Genomic DNA, 19335 nt, shown 5'->3' with positions numbered 1-19335 from the left:
GCGTCTCGCGCCCTCCGGGTGGACGAAGAGATCCGACCGGAAGGAGACCGAGATGACCGTCGTCGTCGAGCGCCCCGTCGCGGACGCCACCGACACCACGGCGTCGGACGGCCCGCTGCGCGTCGCGCTCGTCATCGGGAGCGTGCGCGAGGGGCGGGTCGGCAGCTCCGTGGCCCGCTGGGCCGCGACCCACGCGGAGCGGCGCGCCGACCTGGAGGTCGACGTCGTCGACCTGCGTGACGTCGACCTGCCCGCCCACCTGCCCGACGACCCCACCCCGGGGCAGCGGGCCTGGACCGAGCGCGTGGACCGGGCCGACGCGTTCGTGTTCGTGACGCCGGAGTACAACCGCGGCATCCCGGCCTCGCTCAAGCACGCGATCGACGCCGTGCGGGAGGAGTGGTACGCGAAGCCTGCGGCCGTGGTCGCCTACGGCGGGATGGCGCGCGGGCTGCGAGCGGCCGAGCAGCTGCGGCTCGTGCTGGGCGAGCTGCACGTCACCGTGCTGCGCGACACCGTGTGCCTCGGGCTCGACGACGGCGCGCTCGACGAGAGCGGCTGGGTCTGCGACCCGGGCGCCGTCCGCGCGCTCGGGACCGCCCTGGACCGGCTGGCCTGGTGGGGCACGGCGCTGCGCGCGGCCCGCTCCGACCGGCCCTACGTCCGATGAGCCGGGCCGTCGCGGCGGACGCCCGTCGGCAGGGCCGGGTCGCGCTGCCGTGGCTCGCCCTGCTCGCCGGACCGCTGTCGTTCGGGATCACCGCGCCTGCACTCGTGCTCGGCGACATCGCCGCGGCGCTGGGCACGACGGCCGGGACCGCCGCCACCCTGGTGACGGCGTTCGGCTGGGGGATCGCGGTCGGGAGCCCGCTCGCCGGCCGGGTGATCGCACGCCTCGGGGTTCGCCGGGCACTCGCGGTGTCGTCGGCGCTCGTGGTCGCGGGCGCCCTGCTGGTGCTGGCCTCCGCGGCGCTGCCGGCCGTCGTGCTCGTCGTCGCCGGGTGCGCCCTGCAGGCGCTCGGCTCGGTGGGGCTGACGGTCACCGCCGTCGGGCTGGCCGCCGGGCCGGTGGCCATGGGCACCGTGTCGGGCGCGCTGGCCTCGTTCGGGGCGGTCGCCCCGCTCGTCGGCACCCAGGTCGCGGCGGCGCTGGGGTGGCGGGTGGCCCTCGTGCTGCCGCTGCTGTCGCTGCTCGCGGTCCCGGCCGCCCTGCGCGGTGCGCAGCCGCCCGTGGCGGGCGGGCCGCGCGACCCGCTCGGCGTGACGCTGCTGGTGCTCGCCGTCAGCGCGCTCGCCCTGCTCACGGCACTTCCCGCGGCGGGCGCCACGGTCGCAGCCGCGGTGGCCGCGGGTGCCGGGATTTGGCTGGCGCGGCACGCCCGCCGGCACCCCGGCGGGATCGTGCCCGCGTCGGTGCCCCGTTCCGGCCGGTTCCTGCTCGCCTGCGCCACCGCTTTCGGGCTCGCCGTGGTGAACTTCGCGATCATCTACGCGACCCCACCGGTGCTCGCGGCCACCACCGGCTGGGGCGCCGACCAGCTCGGCTCGGCGCTGCTCGGCCCGTACCTCGCCGGAGGGCTGCTGGCGCTGGTGCTGGTGCCGGTCACGGCCGGTCTGCGGTACCCGGTGCTGACCCTGATGCTGGTGGCGACGTCGCTCGCCGCGGCGCTGCTCGCAGCCACAGGGGGTGCCCCGGCGCCGCTGTTCACCGCCATGCTGCTCGGCTCGGTCGCGGCGGCCACCGGTCAGGGCGCGCTCGGGCTGCGGGCGGGCGCGGCCGTGCCGCCACCGGACCGGGAGCCCGCGCTGTCGCTCTTCACGCTCTGCTACCTCTTGGGGGCGGCGTTCGGACCGGCGATCGCCGTCGCGGTCGGGTAGGGAGGACGCGTGAGCGGGCTGATCGGGCGGGCGCACGCCCTCGCCGCGGCGGAGCGCGCGCTCGACCAGCTCGCGGCGGGGCGCGGCGGCCTGCTGCTGATCAGCGGTGAGGCCGGGATCGGCAAGTCCGCCCTGGCCGCCGAGATCGGCCTGGCCGCGTCCCGCCGGGGTGCGCTGGTGGCCACCGGGGCGTGCACCGACACCGAGGGGACGCCGGGGCGGTGGCCGTGGGTACAGGTGGTCCGGCGGCTGGCCCGGATCGCGGACACCGCCGAGTGGCAGGCCGCGACCGCCGCCGCGGGCGACGCCCTCGACCCGCTGCTCGGGGAGCACTCGGCCGCGGACTCCGGCGGCGACGCGTCGTTCCGGCTGCACGACGCGCTGACCACCGTGCTGGTCACCGTGGCCGCGCGGCGCCCGATCGTCGTTGTGCTGGAGGACCTGCACCACGCCGACGTGGCATCGCTGCAGATGCTCGACTTCCTGACCCGGCACGCGTGGTTCGAGCCGGTGCTCGCGGTCGGGACGTACCGCGACACCGAGCTGGAGGCGGCAGCGCACCCCGCCCGGCCGCGCCTGCTGCCGCTGCTGGGGCGGGCGACGCAGCTGCGGCTCACCGGGCTGGACCACGACGGCGTCCGGGAGCTGCTCGCAAGGGCCGGTCGCGCGCTCGACCACGCCGCGGTGGCCCGGGTCGTGCAGCGCACCGGCGGCAACCCGTTCTTCGTGGAGCAGACCGCCCTGCTGGACGGGGCGCTGCGGGACGGGCCACCCACCGCGGGGGTCCGGGACGTCGTCGAGCGGCGGCTGGAGGTGCTCGCAGCGGCCGCCCCGCAGGCGGTGCCGGCGCTGGAGGCCGCGGCCGTCGCCGGCCACACGTTCGACCCCGAGGCCCTGCGGCCGGTCGCCGAGCTCGACGCCGCCGCCGTCGAGGAGGCGCTCGCCGCCGCCGAGGCCGCCTCCCTGGTCGTGCGCCGCGACGGGCGGTGCGCCTTCGTGCACGACATCGTGCGCGAGCACCTCTACGGGCGGCTGCCCGCGGCGTGCCGGCAGGAGCTGCACGCCGCGCTCGTCGGGGTGCTGAGCGGACGACCCGGGACGTCCGCCGCCACGCTCGCCCGGCACGCCCGGCTGGCGGTTCCGGCGCTGCCACCGGCCCGGGTCGTGCCGGTGCTGGTCGCCGCCGCCCGGGACGCCGCGGCGCGGCTCGCCGCCGAGGAGGCGGTGCGGCACCTGCGGGACGCGCTCGCGCTCCTCGCCACCGAACCGGCCGCCGCCGGCCGGGACGTCGAGGTGGAGGTCCGGCTCGAGCTGGCCGCTCAGCTCGACCGCGCGGGCGACATCACCGGCGCGCGCGAGACCGCCCTCGGCGTCCTGAATGGCGCCGACCGGCCGGAGCTGCGGGCGCGGGCGGCGCTGCAGGTGCACCGCCTCGGCGACCCGGGCGGGCCGGGACACGACGAGATCGCGATGCTCGACGCCGTCCTGCCCGATGTGGAGGACGGGCCGCTGCGGGCGCGGGTCCTCGCCGCGGCGAGCATGGCGCGCACGCACCACGCCGTCGACCACCCGAGGGCGTTGGAGCTCGGCCGGCAGGCCGTCGACGTCGCCCGGGCGTCCGGCGACCCGGACGCGCTCGGCTGGAGCCTGCTCGCCCGCCACGACGGGCGCTGGGAGCCGGGCACCGCCGCGGAGCGGCTGGAGCTGCTCGACGAGCTCGCCGCGCTCGCCCGCGGCCGGGGTGCGCGGGAGCTCGAGGGGCTCGCCGCATTCCTGCGCTTCCTCGCGCTGCTGGAGCGCGGCGACCCCGGGGCGTTCGACGCCTTCGCCACGTTCCGGGCGCTGACCGAGCGCACCCGGCTGCCGCGCCACCGCTACCTCGTCGCGTCGCGGGAGGCCACCACCGCCCTCCTGACCGGCGACCTCGACCGCGCCGCCGACCTCGTCGACGCCGCTCGCGACCTCGGCGCGCGTTTCGGCGAGGCTGACAGCGCGCCGATGTGGCGCGACCAGGCCTGGGCCCTGCACACCCTGCGCGGCGACCACGACGCCGCGCTCGAGGTCGCCCGTACCGCCGTCCCCGGGCACCCCTTCAACCCGGTGCTCGAGGGGCTGACGGCCGCTGCGGCGGGCGACGCGGACCGGGCGCTGAGCCGCCTCGACGACGTGGAGCGGCTGATCGCAGGCGTGCACCGCCGGTTCCGGTGGATGCACGTCGTGTACCTGTGCGAGGTCGCCGCCGCGACCGGCGACCCGGCGCTGGCCGAGCGGGCCCGCGCGGCCGCCGTCCCCGTGCGCGACGGCTGGGCGGTGCTCTCGGGCGGCTCGGCCGTGTGGGGGCCCGTGTCCTACTGGCTCGGCCGGGTGGACGTGGCGACCGGGCGCCGGGACGACGCCGTCGCGGGCCTCACCGCGGCCGTCCGATCGGCGCGCCGCCTGCACGCCCGGCCGTGGGCGCAGCGCGCGCAGGACGCCCTCGCAGCGCTCGGCGCGGGCGAGCGGGACCGGCCCGCCGCCGAGTTCCGCCGCGACGACGACGTCTGGACCCTGACGTTCGCGGGCCGGACGGCGCACGTCCCGGACGCCAAGGGGCTGCGCGACATCGCCACCCTGCTCGCCGTGCCGCACACCGACGTCCCGGCGGTCGACCTGCTGCACGGGACGGAGGCCCGGCGTCCCCGCACCACCGGCGCCGATCCGATGATCGACGACGCTGCGCGGCGGGCGTACCTGCGCCGTCTCACCGCGCTCGACGGCGAGATCGACGCCGCACTCGACCGGGGCGACGACCGGCGCGCGGCCCGGCTCGACGCGGAGCGGGCGGCGCTGCTCGACGAGCTGCGCCGCGCCGCCGGGCTCGGCGGGCGCACCCGCAGGCTGGGTGACGAGCGCGAACGCGCCCGGCAGACGGTGACGGCGCGGATCCGCGACAGCATCCGCCGGCTCCGCGCCGTCCACCCGGAGCTCGCGGCCCACCTCGCGGAGGCGGTGCACACCGGGAGGGTTTGCGCGTACCGGCCCACCGAGCCCGTGGCGTGGCGCCGGTAGCAGCCCGTCAGCGGATGCGGGCGAGCTCGCGGACGAAGAGGTGTCGGCCCGTGCACGACCGCAGCGGCGTCAGGCGCGCAGCCGGCGGGCGACCGCCGGGATCACGATCGCGGCGGCCACCAGGTGCGTCACCATCAAGAGCGCCTTGGTGGTGGTGGCGGCGTCGGCGAGCACGTCCGGCACCAGGGAGAGCACGGTCAGCGCCACGGTGGTGCGGATCCAGGTGGTGCGCGGGTGCCGGGCGAACCGGCGCAGGCCCACGGCGATGAGCAGGCCGATGACCGAGAAGATGACGGTCAGGGTCGCGAACCCGGACGCCGGGATCGACGCACCCGCGACGTCGAGGCTGATCCCCACCGCCGAACCGGCGGCGGCGACGGCCGCGGTGGCGACCGCGGCGACGACGGTGGCGGCGGCTCCGTCCCGCAGGAGCGATCCGACCGTGGGGACGGAGGAGGCGGCGGCGGTGCGGGTGGCGGTGATGGCGGACATGGCGACCTCCGGTGCTGGACCGACCGGCGCCGTGCCGGTCTCGTACCAGAGCAGACTCGCGACCGGGCTGGAACTCATCGCTGCCCGGCCGGACTCGCTGGAACCGCATGTGCGGTTCGATGAGCCGTCCGCGCCACCAGCTCCGGCGCCGTCGTCGGCCTCCGAGAGGTCACGCGGGCGCTCCGGCGGCCGAGCCGAGGCGCTCGGCGATGTCGGCGCGCAGCGCCTTTTTGTCGATCTTGCCGACCTTCGTGGTGGCGAGCTCGTCGACCAGCACGAGGTGCTCGGGCAGCTTGAACCGGGCCACGCCGATCCGCTCCATCGCTTCCCGGACCTCCTCCAACGTGACCGTGCCGCCCGGGCGGGGCACGACGTAGAGGCACACCCGCTCCCCCAGCGCCGGGTCCGGCATCGCCACCGCGGCGACCTGGGCGATGGCCGGCAGCTGGTAGACGAGGTTCTCGACCTCCTCGGCGGAGATCTTCTCGCCACCCCGGTTGATCATGTCCTTGTCGCGGCCCTCGACGACCAGGTTGCCTTCGGGCGTGCGGCGGCAGATGTCGCCGGAGCGGTACCAGCCGTCGTCGGTGAACGCGCGGGCGTTCTGCTCGTCCGCCTTGTAATAGCCGCGCGGGGTGTAGGGGCCGCGGGTGAGCAGCGAGCCGGGCTCACCCGCCGGGACGTCCTGGTCGAGCTCGTCGACGAGGCGGACCTCGTCGTCCGGGCACATCGGGCGGCCCTGCGTGGTGCAGGCGACCTCCTCGTCGTCGTCGAGGCGGGTGAAGTTGAGCAGCCCCTCGGCCATCCCGAAGACCTGCTGCAGCGTGCAGCCGAGGACGGGCCGGACCCTGCGGGCCAGCTCGTCGGCCAGGCGCGCGCCGCCGACCTGCAGCACGCGCAGCGACGCGACCTGGTCCGCGCCGTGTTCGACGGCGTGGTCGAGCCAGCGGGCGGCCACCGCGGGAACGACGGCGGTGTGCGTGACGCCCTCGGCCGCGATCGTCGCGAACGCCCGCACCGGCTCGGGCGAGGGCAGCATCACGACCCGGCCCCCCGCCAGGAGCGTTCCGAGGATGCCGGGGCAGGCCAGCGGGAAGTTGTGCCCGGCGGGCAGGCCCACCAGGTACACCGCGTCGGCGGCGATGCCGGCCATCTCGGAGCTGCGACGGGCGTTGTAGGCGTAGTCGTCGTGGGTGCGGGCGATCAGCTTGGGCAGGCCGGTGGTGCCGCCGGACAGCAGGAAGACCGCGACGTCGCGGCTGCCGGGCGCCGCGGCGTCGAACCGCGCGCGGTCGGCGTGCGGGTCCTCGCCGGGCCCGCAGAGAGCGCGCAGGTCGACGCTGCCCTGGCCGAGGTCGTCCCCGGCGACGAGGACGTGCCACGGCCCGCCGGTGACGGCCCGGACGTCGTCGGCCAGCTCGTGGGCCAGCCCCTGGTGGTCGAACTCGCGCATCCGATCCGGCACGGCGATCGCGGTGGCCTCGGCGTGCCGGGCGAGGTGGGCCAGCTCGGTGCGGCGGTGCGCCGGCAGCGCCATGACCGGGACGATCCCGGCACGCAGGCAGGCGACGGTGAGCACCACGAACTCCCACCCGTTGCCCAGCTGCACCACGACCCGGTCGCCGCGGCTCATGCCGAGGTCGAGCAGCCGGGCCGCGGCGGCGTCGGCGCGGTCCGCGAGCTCACCGTGGGTCAGCCGGACGCCGGCCGCGGGGTCGACCAGGGCCGGGACATCCGGGCGGCGGTCGGCGACCTCGCGCAGCAGCGTCCCGAGCGCGACCCCGGCCCAGTAGCCCTTGGCGACGTACTCCCGGACCGCGTGGTCGGGCCAGGGCACGGTGTGGTCAGCGATGGGGGTGGGCATCGGCGGCCTCCCTTGCCATGACGACCGCGTCGAGCGCGACCAGGCCGTCGGGGGTGAGTCGGAGCGGGTTGACCTCGATCTCGTCGAGGCCGGGGTTGGCGACGAGCAGGTCGCCGAGCGCCGCGGTGACGCGCCCGAGCTCGGCGGTGTCGAGGACGGGCCCGCCGCGCCAGCCGTCGAGCAGCGCGTGCCCGGCCAGCTCGGCGGGCATCTCAGCGGCCTCGTCCGGGGCGAGCGGGGCGAGCCGGATCGCGACGTCGGCGAGGGCCTCCGCGGTGGTGCCGCCGAGGCCGAGCAGCAGGATCGGCCCGAACACCGGGTCGCGGCGCGCCCCGAGCACCAGATCGACACCGGGGGGCGCCATCCGTTCGACGAGGTAGCGGGCCGCGCCGATCGCGTCGAGCCGATCCAGGGCCGTGTCGAGCTCAGCCGGGCCGCCGATCCCGAGGTGGACGCCGCCGACCTCGGTCTTGTGCAGCACCGTGGCGTCGAGGATCTTGACGGCGACGGGCCCGCCGAGCTCGGCCAGGGCGGCGTGCGCCTCCGCGCGGGACCCGCAGGCGCGGCGAGGGGTCGTACGGATGCCCAGCCGGTCGAGCAGCCCCTTCGCCCGGTGCTCGTCGTGGGCGCCGCGGATCCCGGTCGGCACCTGCTGCGGCCCGACGGCCCCCGGCCGCCGGGCCCGGACCCGGGCGTCGGCCAGCAGCGCCCCGATCCCGGCCCCGACCCCGCGCGGTTCGGTGGCCACCGCGACGCCCGCGTCGAGGAGGTCCCGGCGGGCCTGCACGACCTCGTCGCCGGTGCCCCCGACGCCGAGGACGAGCGGCACGTCCGGGACCCGCCCATCTCGCACGGCCGCCACCAGGTCGACGGCGTCGGGCTCGTGCAGTGCGTACCCGGCGACCACGTCGACCCGGGGATCCTCGGCCACGGCCCGGAAGACCTGCCCCAGCTCGGGGCCGGGCCGGCCGGTGTCCACCGGGTTGCGCTGGTAGGTCAGCGGCGGCAGCAGGGTCGCCAGCGTCTCCTGCGTGGAGCGGGCGAGCCCGGGTACGCGCGCTCCCCTGCCGCTCAGGTCGTCGAGCAGCAGCAGCCCCGGCCCGGCCTGCGCGGTGACCACGCCGACGCCCGGGTCGCGGCCGGGCCGGGCCCGGGCGACCGCGAGCGCCCCGACGGCGTCGACCAGCTCGCGTTCGTCGTCCACGAGCACCGCTCCGGCCTGGGCCAGGGCAGCGCGGGTGGTGCGCCAGGAGGTGGCCAGGGCACCGGTGTGCGAGGCGGCGAAGGCGCCGATGTCGTGGCGCCCGACGACGAGGGCGACGACGGGGCGTCGAGCGGACAGCCTGCGCACGGCGTCGACGAGCCGGGGCCCGTCGGCCACGGACTCCAGGTGGAGCGCGACCGCAGCGGTCTCCGGGTCCTCGGCGAGGTGGTCGAGGACGTCCGGGGCTGAGACGTCGACGGCGTTGCCCAGCCCCACCGCGAGGCTGACGCCGTGCCCGGCCTCGGTGAGCAGGAAGGCCATGGCGTGGTTGACCCCGCCGCTGGCCGCGACGACGGCGATGCGGCCGGGCCGGACCTGCGCGGCGCCGGGGACGAAGCTCGCCGTGACCCCGGAGCGCGGGGCCAGGAAGCCGCTGGTGTTCGGGCCGAGCAGGCGGAGCCCGGTGCCGGCGACGACGGCCGCGAGCTCCTCCTGGTAGCGCACACCCGGGCCGCCTGCCTCGGCGAACCCGCCCCCGCACACGACCGCGGCGCGGGCGCCTGCGTCGGCCGCCTCGGCCAGCACCCCGGCGCAGGCGGCGGCCGGGACGCAGACCATCGCCAGGTCGACGGGGCCGGCGTCGGCCGCGGCTCGCACCGACGGGTGCATGGCCTCGTCCCGGCCGTTGACCAGGGCGAGGTGGCCACCCCTTCCCGCGAAGCCGGCGAGGGACCGGGCCAGGGCGGCGCCCAGTTTGGCGGGGTTGCGGGAGGCGCCCACGACGGCGATCCCCTTCGGCGCGAACAGCGCGTCGAGTCCCCCTGTGCCGGTCGGCGGCACCGTGCTGGTCATGCGGGAACCCCCACGAGGTCGGCACGGCCCGACAGCACCGCGGTCAGCGCGCGGTCGGGCAGGCCCTCCCGGTCACCGGCGTCGACGAGCAGGGCGGGCAGCCGGTCGTGCATGCGGGCCTGCTCGCACACCAGCGTGCGGGTCAGCGGCGTGCCGCCGTGCACGGCGACCAGCACCGGAACCCGTGCGCCGAGCTCGGCGAGCTCGCCGAGCCGCGCGAACACGCGTGGCAGCCCGTCCTCGGTATCGGGGGCGGCGACGAGTGCGCCCCACGGCCCGGCTTGCGGCCGGGTCGTGAGCGGGAGGCCGCCTGCCACCGCGGTGGGCACCCCGTCGGCGCTCGACAGGCTCACCAGCCTGCCCGGGGTGGACCAGCCGCCGCGCTCGAACGGCGTGTCGAGGGGCTCCGCCCCGTGCGCGGAGACCCAGCCGCGGTGGCCGGCGGCGACGAAGTCCGGGTCGCGCCGGGCGAGCCGCGCGTCCGTGATCGAACGCGAGAGGAAGTGGTAGGCGAACTGCCAGGGCTCGAACGCGTCGTGGTAGCGCCCGAAGTGCTCCCACCAGGCCAGGCTGGGCCGCGCCGAGTCCTGGATCTTCCGCACCGACGGCTGCGCGGCCGCCTCGTACTCCGCCAGCGCGGCCGGGAGCTCGCCCCGATGCGCGGCGAGGGCACGGGAGAGCGCCACCGCGTCCTCCATCGCCATCTTGGTGCCCGAGCCGACGGAGAAGTGCGCGGTGTGCACCGCGTCGCCGAGGAGGGCCACCGGGCGCGGATGCAGCGTGTGCCAGCGCTTCGTGCGGCGGGTGCGGAAGTTGCCCCATCGGGAGTTGTTGACCAGCAGCCGCTTCCCGTCGATCTGGTCGGCGAACAGCTTCTCCAGGTACCGCTTGGAGACCATGTCGCTGACGCCCGGCGGCTGGGTGACGTCGAACTCGTCCAGTCCCGCGCGCCGCCATGACGCTTCATCGGTCTCCACGATGAAGGTCGACACCTCATCCGAGATGGGGTAGCCGTGCACCGCGAAGACCCCGTCGGGGCCGCGCTCGTGCACGAAGGTCAGCCCGTCGAACAGGTAGTCGGTGCCGAACCAGATGAACTTCGCCGTCGCGGTCTCCACCTCGACGCCCAGGTCCGCGTCCAGCCGTTCGCGGATCTTCGAGCCGGTGCCGTCGGCGGCGACGACGAGGTCGTAGCCGGCGAGGTCGTCGAGCGTGACCTCGCATCCGAACCGCAGCTCGGCGCCGACGTCGCGGGCGCGGGCCTGCATCAGCGCGAGCAGGGTCCGCCGCACGATCGCGGCCATGCCGTTGCCGCCGCAGCGGATGCGCTCGCCCTTGAGCCGGACCTCGATCTCGTCCCAGTGCCGGCCGTGCTCGGTGAGCGCCTGGCGCAGCACCGGGTCGGCCTCGTGGATCCCGGCAAGGGTCCGGTCGGAGAACACCACGCCGAAGCCGAACGTGTCGTCGGCGCGGTTGCGCTCGAAGACGGTGACCTCGACCGAGGGGTCGGCCCGCCGGATCAGGGTGGCGAAGAACAGGCCGCCGGGCCCGCCTCCCGCGACGGCGATCCGCATCGGGGTCAGGCCCCCTTCGCAACGGTGTTGCGGAGCTCGCCCACACCCTCGACGCGGGTGACCAGCTCGGACCCCTCGCTCAGGTAGCGCGGTGGCTTGCGGGCGTGCCCGACACCGCCGGGGGTGCCGGTGGCGATGAGGTCACCCGGAACCAGCGTGATGATCTGCGAGATGTAGGCCACCAGGTCCGCGGGGCCGAACACCAGGTCCGCGGTGTCGGCCTTCTGCACGACGTCCCCGTCGACCTCGCACGAGATCTCCCCGGGCTCGGCGTCCGTCACGAGCCATGGCCCCACCGGCGTGCTGCGCTCGAAGGTCTTGCCCTGCAGCCACTGCACCGAGCGGTACTGGAAGTCCCGCGCGGTGACGTCGTTGACCACGGTGTAGCCGGCGATCGCCGCCGCTGCCTGCTCCGGCGTGGCGTGCCGGACCTCGGCCCCGACCACCACGCCGAGCTCGGCCTCCCAGTCGACCTGGTCCGAGCCGGCCGGCAGCTCCACCGGGTCGTACGCACCGACCAGCGCCCGGGCGAACTTCGCGAACAGCGCCGGGGCCCCTGGGAGCTCCCGGCCCATCTCGAGGATGTGCGTGCGGTAGTTCAGGCCGACGCAGAAGATCTTCTCGGGGCGCGGGACGAGCGGGGCGTAGTCCAGCCCGGCCAGCTCGTGCCGGGGGCCGTCGGCGGCGGCCGCGGCCGCCTTCCAGTCCGGCCGCGCCAGGAACTCGCCGAGGTCGGCCGCACCCAGCTCGACCGCGCCGTCGTCGTCGACCCGGACGGCCGCCGTCCCGCCGGCGGTGCGGACGGTCGCGAGCTTCACGGGCGCTCCTCACGTGCGGTGCGGGCGAGGCCGAGCGCCTCGAAGACGGGCTCGTCGGAGAACCGGAAGGCGTCGAGGCCGGAGTCGGTGTCGAAGGCGAGGCCCGCCCAGGACGGCACGCAGAACAGGTCGCCGGTGCCGACCTCGTAGCGCTCGTCGCCGACGGTGACCACGCCGGAACCGGAGAAGATCTGCCACACCGAGGAGCCCGCGGTGCGGGTCAGCGCGGTGCGGGTGCCCGCCCGCAGCCGGTGCATCTCGCAGCGCATGGTCGACAGGCAGTCCCCGCCCGTCGCCGGGTTGGTGAACCGCACGACCGCGTGCCCGGGCTCGACGACACCCGGATGCCCGTCGCGTTCCAGCTCCAGCTGCGCGGTCAGCGCGGCGTCGGTGTGCTCCCACCGGTAAGCCATCAGGGGCGACGACAGCGGGGTCCTGGGCGCAGGCGCCCCGACCGGCCTCAAGCCGGGGTGGCCCCACAGCCGCTCGTTGCGCGAGACCTCCGGCGTCTCCTTCGTGGCGAGCACGTCCGGGCCGAACTCGAAGAACCCGGCGTCGACCGTGCGGACCAGCGGGATGTCCAGCCCGTCGATCCAGGCCATCGGGTGGTCGGTCGTGTTGTGGTGCTCGTGGAAGTGCATGCCGGGGGTGAGCAGGAGGTCGCCGCGGCGCATCGCGACCGGGTCGCCCTCGACGTTGGTCCACACGCCCTCGCCCTCGACGACGAACCGGAACGCGGTCTGGGTGTGCCGGTGCGCAGGCGCCTCCTCGCGCGGGCCGAGGTACTGGATCGCGCACCACAGCGTCGGCGTCGTGTACGGGGTGCCCGGCAGGCCCGGGTTCGCCAGTGCGATCGCGCGCCGCTCCCCGCCGCGGCCGACCGGCACCAGCACGCCTGCCCGCTCGGCAAGGGGCAGCAGGGTGGACCAGCGCCACAGCATCGGCAGCGAGTCGGGCACCGGGCTCGTCGGCATCAGGCCGCCGATCTGGGTCCACAGCGGCTTCATGTGCGCCGCCTCGAACGCCGCGTACAGCTCGTCGAGCTGCTCCTGCTCCTGAGGCGTGATCGTGCTGTTGTCCTGCGGGACGGTCGAGGTCATGCCGTCGCCTCCTCCTTCGTCGTTGTCACGTGTGCGGTGTTCCCGCTCGCTCGCGGGACGAGGGCGATCAGCACGGCGCCGGCGAGCGCGGGGACGGCGAACCCGTAGAAGTTCCACTCGAACCCGATCCCCGACGCCAGCACCCAGCCGCCGAACAGCGGGCCGACGATCGCGCCTGCGCGCCCGACGCCCAGCGCCCAGCCGAGCGCGGTGGCCCGGACCGGTGTCGGGTAGTGCACCGCGACGTAGCCGTTCACCAGGATCTGGGTGCCGACGCTGCCCAGGCCGGCCACGGCCACCGCCACGAGCAGCAGCCACGTGTCGACCCGCTGGCTGAGGACCACCAGACAGGCGGTGGCGAGCAGGAACGCGCCCGCGGTGACCGGCTTGGGCCCGAACCGGTCCGCGAGCACCGAGGCGACGACCGTGCCGGCGATGGCGCCGAGGTTCAGCACCAGCAGGAAGGTCAGGGCGGACCCCAACGGGTAGCCGGCCTGGCGCATGATCTGCGGCAGCCAGGTGTTGAGCCCGTAGACCAGCAGTAGGCCGCAGAAGCTCGCGGCGCCGAACAGGAGCGTCGCACCGGCGGTGCCCGGGCGGAACAGCCCCCGCGGGCCGGCCGCGCCCGTCGAGGCGGTCCGCTCGGCGCGCAGCGCGGGCAGGTCGAGGCCGTAGCGGACGGCCAGCGCCTGCGCCTCGTCGTCGCGACCCTTCGCCAGCAGGTATCCGACCGACTCGGGCAGGAACCGCCACGCCAGCGGCAGCACGATCACCAGCGGCGCCGCCCCGATCGCGAGCAGCGGACGCCAGCCGTGGTCCGCGGCGAGCAGCAACGCCATCACCGCGGCGAGGACACCGCCCACCGAGTAGCCGACGAACATGAGCGCGTTGTAGAGCTGGCGGCGTCCCCGGGGGGCGTACTCGACCGTGAGCGCGATCGCGGACGGGATGACGCCGCCGAGCCCGAGGCCGGCGAGGAACCGCAGGATCCCGAGCACGCCGGGGCCCGGAGCCACGGCGCACGCCAGCATCAGCACCGAGAACCAGGTGATGCCGATGAGCATGATCCGGCGGCGGCCGACCGCGTCGGTGACCGCGCCCGCGCCCAGTGCGCCGACCAGCATGCCCGCCAGCGCGTAGCTGCCGATGGCGCCGGCCTGGGCCGGACCCATGCCCCAGCCCGGCTCGGCCAGCAGGCTCGGCACCGCCGAGCCGTAGACGATCAGGTCGTAGCCGTCGAAGACGATCGTCAGGAAGCACAGTGCCACCACGACGAGTCCGGATCGGGCATGTGGGCTTGTCGCCTGTGACACGAGCACCACGCTCCTCGTTGAACCGCAACACCGCCGACGCGGCGGGGCTCCGTCAACTTACAACGAGACTGCGACGACCGTCCAGGTTGTGAAATGTTTATGCGGCGCGGGGACTAGTCGGCGGCGTCATCCGGCATCGCCGCAGACCGGAGGAGCGCGTCGACGCACGCCTCGGCCGGCCCGCGCAGGAGGCCGTGCGCCTCGAGGAACACCTCGTGCGCGACCCGGCCGCACCAGCCCTCGGGCAGCAGCTCGGGCGGCAGGTCGGGGTCCCGGAAGGGGAAGCGGCGGTAGTCGTGGACCAGCGTCATCCGCTCGACGAGGGCGCGCGCCCCCTGCAGCTCGCCCGAGCGGTATGCGGCGAGCCGGGGCCGGTAGGTCTCGAGCAGCTCACCGTAGGCGCCGTTGAGGCCCTCCAGGTCCCAGGACCGCGCAGCGATGTCCCGGTCCACCGACGTGCCCCTCGACCGCGACTGGAACACGTCGAGCTGCACGGCCGGCTCGTCGACGAACGCCTCGAGCACCAGCCCCGTCCGGTCGTGCGGGCTCAGCCAGACCGCGGCCGACAGCGGCCCGAAACCGAACCAGGCGAGCTTCTTGCGCAGCTGCTCGCGCAGCCCCCGCTCGGTCTCCGGCACCGAGTAGATGACCATGTGCCATTGCCCGTCCCACGGCCCCTGCGCGCGGTGGAAGATCCGCTCCCGCCCCTCGTCCAGCAGGGCCCATGCCGCGTCGCTGAGCGCGTACACCGTCTCCCGCCCGTCGCGGCGGCTCGTCAGCCACCCCTCCTTCCGCAGCCGGGTGACCACGACCCGGACCGTGGACTCCGGGACGTCGAAGCAACCCATCAGCGCCACGAGGCTGCGCAGCCGGGCTTCGCCGCCCCGGTAGCGCAGGTAGTCGCCGAACAGGTCGAAGACCAGTGACCGCGCCTTCACGTAGACACCTCCCGTTGCGCATCGACGGGATGCGCGGCCACAGTGTTACACCCGAACCGGCCGCTGCGGTCGGGACGACACCGGCCCGACGAGCCGGCCCGGCTGCCTCGGGAAGCTGAGCGCGGAACGCCTTCGGGGAGCGGCTCAGACCGATGCGCCGGCTGGAACTCCGGCGCCGATCTCAGGCCGGAACGAACGGTTCCGGGGTACCCGGAGCGGGCGGGCCACCGATCGCGGCGAGCCGCAACTTGGTCTCGTCGGCGCTGCCCGGCACCGCCGTCATGATCACGATCTTGAGCTCGGAGTCCCCGTCGCTCAGCACGTCGCAGTCCACCGCGACCGGGCCCACCGACGGGTGCTCGATCGTCTTGCGGTCCTCCCGGTGGGCCGCCACCGTGCCCGCCGCCCACAGCTCGGCGAACCGTTCGTTGCCCGCCTCAAGGGAGCGGATCAGCTCGGCGAGCCGGATGTCGTGCGGGAAGCGGCCGGTGGCGCGGCGCAGGTCGGACACGACCGCGGCGTCGGTGGCGGAGCTGTCCTGCTCGGTCACGGGCCACCGCGCGAGGTGGGCCGGACCGCCGCCCACCGGGAACCTGTCGCGGGCGAAGTTGCGCAGCTGCCGCGGCGACGAGGAGGGGTCGCCCAGCAGCGCGGCCCAGCTGCGGTTCCACCAGACCAGCTGCCAGTCCGCTGCGAACACGGCAACGGCGACGTCCCCGAGCCGGGTGAGCACGCGGTGGACGCCGGGCGGGATGTGATCGGAGATCAGGCCGTCCGCCGGTGGGACGAGGTGGGCCAGCCGGTACAGGTGGTCCCGCTCCGCGGTGGTCAGCTGCAGGGCGCGCGCCAGCGACGCCACCACCTGGGCCGAGGGCGTCCTGGCCCGCCCCTGCTCCAGACGCACCACGTAGTCGACCGACACGCCTGCGAGGTCGGCCAGCTCCTCCCGGCGCAGCCCGGGCGCGCGGCGGGCCCGGCCCACCGGCAGCGCAGCCGCCGACGGCGGCAGCCTCTCCCGCCACGTGCGGATCATCGCGCCGAGCCCGGCCTCGGACGACCTGGTCATGAGTCCACCTTCCCCCATCGTCGGTCGTCGACGGGATGGCGATGGTGGTACTGCTGCTCCTACCGTCGAGCCGTCCCTGGCCGCGCGCCGGGGGCGGACGAACACTGGCCGCATGACGATCACCTTCATCACCGGTGCGAACAAGGGTCTCGGGCGCGAGACCGCCCGCCGCCTCGTCGAGCTCGGCCACACCGTGCTCGTCGGGGCGCGCGACGCCGAACGGGGCGCGGAGGCCGCCGCCGCGCTCGGCGCGCGGTTCGTCCGCATCGACGTGACCGACGACGCGTCCGTCGCCGCCGCGGCCGCGGACGTCGCCGAGCACGAGGGCCGCATCGACGTCCTGGTCAACAACGCAGGCGTCCACGGCCCGGCAGGCGACCCCAGCACGCTCCGCGGGCCCGACGCCCTCGGTGTCCTCGACGTCAACCTCGCCGGTGTGGTGCGGACGACCACCGCGTTCCTGCCGCTGCTGCGCCGGTCGCCGGATCCGGTGATCGTCAACGTCAGCAGCGGGATGGGGTCGCTCGCCCACACCCACGACCCGTCGCGGGCCGAGTCGAAGGTCGTCGCACCGCTGTACACGGCCTCGAAGGCCGCGCTCACGATGCTGACCACCCAGTACGCCAAGGCGCTCCCGGACATCCGCATCAACGCCGCCGACCCCGGCTACACGGCCACCGACCTCAACGGCCACAGCGGCTTCCAGACCGTCACCGAAGGCACCGATGCCATCGTCGGCCTCGCCACCGAGGGGCCAGGGGCCGGCAGCGGACGCTTCGTCGACCGATCCGGTGAGATCGCCTGGTCCTGAGGGCCGGCATGGGGAGTCACGCGCGGCCGGCGTCGGCGGCCGGCGTCGGCTCCGCCGCGCCGTCGTCGATCAGGACGCGGCTGTAGTCGTCGGCGGCCACCCAGGGCCTGACCGCGCCGTGGCGGGAGCCGACGGCGAGGTCGCGCCAGAACCGGCCGAGCGGGTTCCCGGCGGCGAACATGCTGGAGCCGTGCAGGTCGAGGAGCTTCTCCACCGCGTGGCGGCAGTCCTGCACCGCGGCCATGAGCTGCATCCGCACGTGGGCGAACTCGACGGGCGAGACGGGATGGGCGCGCTCGGCGGCGTCCAGCACGTCGGCCACGCCCAGGGTGCGTTGCTCGGCGGCGTGGACGAGGTGGGCGGCCTCGGCGAAGAGGTGTCGTGCCGATGGCGACTCGACCCGGCGCCGGTAGGCGGTGCCGAACACCGGGCGGTCGGTCGTCATCAGCGGCCCGGCCACGTCGAGCGCCCCCTTCGCCGCGCCGAGCAGCGGGGAGACGGTGTGCAGTGCGACCTGCATCCGGCGCGCGGCGGACGGAGGGCCCTGCCGCGGCGTCATGAGGAAGGCGTCCGGGACGAACACGTCGTCGGCCACCAGCGTGTGGCTGCCCGTGCCCCGCAACCCGGCCACCCCGTCCCAGGTGTGCTCGACCGTCAGCTCGTCGGTGGGCAGTAGCACCAGGTGCGGTTGGCCGGTGGGTTCGTCGTCGAGGACGCTCGCTCCCACCATCGCCCACGGGGAGTCCAGGCAACCCGAGGCGTAGGACCAGCGGCCGGTGATCCGGGTCCCGCCGGCCGCCGTCCGGGCGCGTCCCGTCGGCATGGCGGTGCCGCAGATCGACACGTGCGGATCGGTGTAGAAGGCCTCCTGCGCCTCGGCGGTCATCCAGTCGGTGAACATCGACTTGGCCGTCGCCGACACGGCCGCGAGCCAGGACGTCGACGGGCAGCCGGCGCCCAGCTCGGCGAACACCCGCACCATGGTGCGGTTGTCGGCGTCGAGACCGCCGAAGCGGGCCGGGGTCGTCACGGCGAACGCACCCACGTCACGAGCCGCGGCGAGGCTCGCGGCCGTTGGCCTCCCCCGTTGCTCCGTCGCCTCGGCGTTCGCGGCGAGCACCGCACGAGCCGCCCGCGCCCGCTCCCAGGGATCGGCGAGTCCGGCGGCAGGGGCGACATCGAGGTCGGTCGGCACGGTTCTCCTTCAGTAGTACGGCGTTTCAGAGGTACGGGGTGCGACGCGGCGGAAGCGGCACCCCGCGCCGGCCCGCTGGGCTCGTCCGCCGGGCGGCGGTCGATCACGACCTCGACCCAACATCGATCGGGAGCGCGGGACCATGCGCGAGCTGCCCCGGTTCATACGAGGATGTGCACCCGAGCCGCGGACGTGCGCCGATAGCATCGACGGCGTGGACCTGATGAGTGAGGTCATCCGCACCATCCGGGTCGGCAGCGCCAACGGTTGCCTGATCAGGCAGTCGGACGGCCAGGGGTTGCGGTTGCCCGCCATCGTCGGCAGCGGCGTCCACATCGTCGTGCGCGGTACCTGCTGGTTGATCAGGAAGGACGAGGAGCCTGTCGCCCTGGAACCAGGTGATGTCGTGCTCGCCTCGTCCGCGGGCGAGCACGGCCTCAGCCACGTCCCTGGTGCGCTGGAAAGCCTGCCACCCGTCGTGACGGGTCCGACGTCGCCGGCACCGGAGCCATTCGGCTTCGAGTTCCTGACCTGCTGCTACCGGCTCCAGCACGGTCGCGCACCGCAGTACCTGCGCGCCCTGCCCGACCTCGCCGTGGTGTCACTGGACTACGACCGCCATCCCGAGATGCGGGCGGTGGTCGGCCTCCTCGGCGCGACCGTGTCGGACACGCAGATGGGTGCCGGGGCGACGCTGCCTGCGCTGCTGGACCTGGTCCTGGTCCACGTGCTGCGCCAGTGGCACGAACGGCACGGCGGGGCCGGGTGGCCGGCCACCGACGACCCGGCGGTCGCCGTCGCCCTGCAGCAGATCCACGAAGACCCGCAGCGGCAGTGGACGGTCGGCGGGCTGAGCGAGGCCGCCGGAATGCCCCGCACGGCGTTCACCAAGCGGTTCACGGCGGCGGTCGGGCAACCGCCGATCAGTTACCTGATCAGCTGGCGATTGGCTCGAGGCGCTCGGCTGCTCCGGGAGACCGACGCCCCGCTGGCCACGGTCGCGCGCGAGGTCGGGTACTCGACCGAGTTCGCCTTCTCGGCGGCGTTCCGCCGTGAGTACGGGGTGTCACCGGGCCGCTTCCGCCGCACGTCCCCGGAACCCCGGGTTCCCGGTGATCCGGGCGTTGCCGGGACCCGATCGGGATCCTCGGCGCAGACCCACACCGGTTGACGTGCGCCGGG

The 19335-nt window shown here is 75.4% G+C and carries 15 protein-coding genes; 5 read left to right on the top strand and 10 right to left on the bottom strand.

Annotated elements, in window-relative coordinates; translation table 11 throughout:
* Positions 1 to 52 precede the first annotated feature (52 nt).
* The 3 genes from FB388_RS05310 to FB388_RS05300 are packed head-to-tail and all read left to right on the top strand — an operon-like array spanning position 53 to position 4926.
* Complete coding sequence (locus FB388_RS05310; RefSeq protein WP_142097675.1) at positions 53 to 670, top strand: NADPH-dependent FMN reductase; 618 nt, start codon at positions 53 to 55, stop codon at positions 668 to 670.
* On the top strand, positions 667 to 1878 hold the full coding sequence (locus tag FB388_RS05305; RefSeq protein ID WP_142097672.1) for an MFS transporter: 1212 nt from the start codon (positions 667 to 669) through the stop codon (positions 1876 to 1878). The genes FB388_RS05310 and FB388_RS05305 overlap by 4 nt, the downstream gene beginning before the upstream one ends.
* A 9-nt stretch (positions 1879 to 1887) precedes the next feature.
* Positions 1888 to 4926 carry an ATP-binding protein gene (locus FB388_RS05300; protein WP_142097669.1) on the top strand — a complete coding sequence of 1013 codons (3039 nt, stop codon included), beginning with the start codon at positions 1888 to 1890 and terminating at the stop codon, positions 4924 to 4926.
* A 69-nt stretch (positions 4927 to 4995) separates the two neighbouring features.
* Here the strand turns inward: FB388_RS05300 and FB388_RS05295 are convergent, their stop codons facing one another.
* The 9 genes from FB388_RS05295 to FB388_RS05255 all read right to left on the bottom strand — a co-directional run bounded on the left by FB388_RS05295 (position 4996) and on the right by FB388_RS05255 (position 16147).
* A complete protein-coding gene (locus FB388_RS05295; RefSeq protein ID WP_142097666.1) occupies positions 4996 to 5418 on the bottom strand; it encodes a DUF6069 family protein in 423 nt (140 codons plus the stop codon).
* A gap of 169 nt (positions 5419 to 5587) precedes the next feature.
* Positions 5588 to 7282, bottom strand: a complete 1695-nt coding sequence (locus FB388_RS05290; RefSeq protein ID WP_142097663.1) for a (2,3-dihydroxybenzoyl)adenylate synthase — start codon at positions 7280 to 7282, stop codon at positions 5588 to 5590.
* Complete coding sequence (locus tag FB388_RS05285; RefSeq protein WP_142097660.1) at positions 7263 to 9338, bottom strand: acetate--CoA ligase family protein; 2076 nt, start codon at positions 9336 to 9338, stop codon at positions 7263 to 7265. The genes FB388_RS05290 and FB388_RS05285 overlap by 20 nt, the downstream gene beginning before the upstream one ends.
* Positions 9335 to 10912, bottom strand: coding sequence for an FAD-dependent monooxygenase (locus tag FB388_RS05280; protein ID WP_142097657.1), 1578 nt, complete (start codon positions 10910 to 10912; stop codon positions 9335 to 9337). The genes FB388_RS05285 and FB388_RS05280 overlap by 4 nt, the downstream gene beginning before the upstream one ends.
* A 5-nt stretch (positions 10913 to 10917) precedes the next feature.
* Positions 10918 to 11730 (bottom strand): fumarylacetoacetate hydrolase family protein, encoded by an 813-nt coding sequence (locus FB388_RS05275; RefSeq protein ID WP_142097655.1) that lies wholly within the window; start codon positions 11728 to 11730, stop codon positions 10918 to 10920.
* Positions 11727 to 12830, bottom strand: coding sequence for a cupin domain-containing protein (locus FB388_RS05270; RefSeq protein WP_142097652.1), 1104 nt, complete (start codon positions 12828 to 12830; stop codon positions 11727 to 11729). The genes FB388_RS05275 and FB388_RS05270 overlap by 4 nt, the downstream gene beginning before the upstream one ends.
* Entirely contained in the window at positions 12827 to 14101 is a 1275-nt protein-coding gene (locus FB388_RS05265; RefSeq protein ID WP_246121635.1) for an MFS transporter, read from the bottom strand. Before FB388_RS05265 ends, FB388_RS05270 begins: the two co-directional genes overlap by 4 nt.
* 155 nt (positions 14102 to 14256) lie before the next feature.
* Positions 14257 to 15081, bottom strand: a complete 825-nt coding sequence (locus FB388_RS05260) for a PaaX family transcriptional regulator (RefSeq protein ID WP_142097649.1) — start codon at positions 15079 to 15081, stop codon at positions 14257 to 14259.
* A 181-nt stretch (positions 15082 to 15262) separates the two neighbouring features.
* Positions 15263 to 16147, bottom strand: coding sequence for a helix-turn-helix domain-containing protein (locus tag FB388_RS05255; RefSeq protein ID WP_246121633.1), 885 nt, complete (start codon positions 16145 to 16147; stop codon positions 15263 to 15265).
* 112 nt (positions 16148 to 16259) lie between these two features.
* Here FB388_RS05255 and FB388_RS05250 point away from each other — a divergent pair, with 112 nt between their 5' ends.
* Entirely contained in the window at positions 16260 to 16958 is a 699-nt protein-coding gene (locus tag FB388_RS05250) for an SDR family NAD(P)-dependent oxidoreductase (RefSeq protein WP_142097644.1), read from the top strand.
* Between the two features lie 16 nt (positions 16959 to 16974).
* On the opposite strand, the gene FB388_RS05245 is transcribed toward FB388_RS05250, so the two are convergent.
* Positions 16975 to 18153 (bottom strand): acyl-CoA dehydrogenase family protein, encoded by a 1179-nt coding sequence (locus FB388_RS05245; RefSeq protein ID WP_142097641.1) that lies wholly within the window; start codon positions 18151 to 18153, stop codon positions 16975 to 16977.
* Between the two features lie 223 nt (positions 18154 to 18376).
* Here FB388_RS05245 and FB388_RS05240 point away from each other — a divergent pair, with 223 nt between their 5' ends.
* On the top strand, positions 18377 to 19324 hold the full coding sequence (locus tag FB388_RS05240; RefSeq protein WP_246122055.1) for an AraC family transcriptional regulator: 948 nt from the start codon (positions 18377 to 18379) through the stop codon (positions 19322 to 19324).
* Positions 19325 to 19335 lie beyond the last annotated feature (11 nt).

This window comes from Pseudonocardia cypriaca, assembly GCF_006717045.1.
Classification (GTDB): Bacteria; Actinomycetota; Actinomycetes; order Mycobacteriales; family Pseudonocardiaceae; genus Pseudonocardia; species Pseudonocardia cypriaca.
The sequence above is the reverse complement of the archived record's forward strand: the minus strand, read 5'-3'. Positions and strand labels throughout refer to the sequence as shown.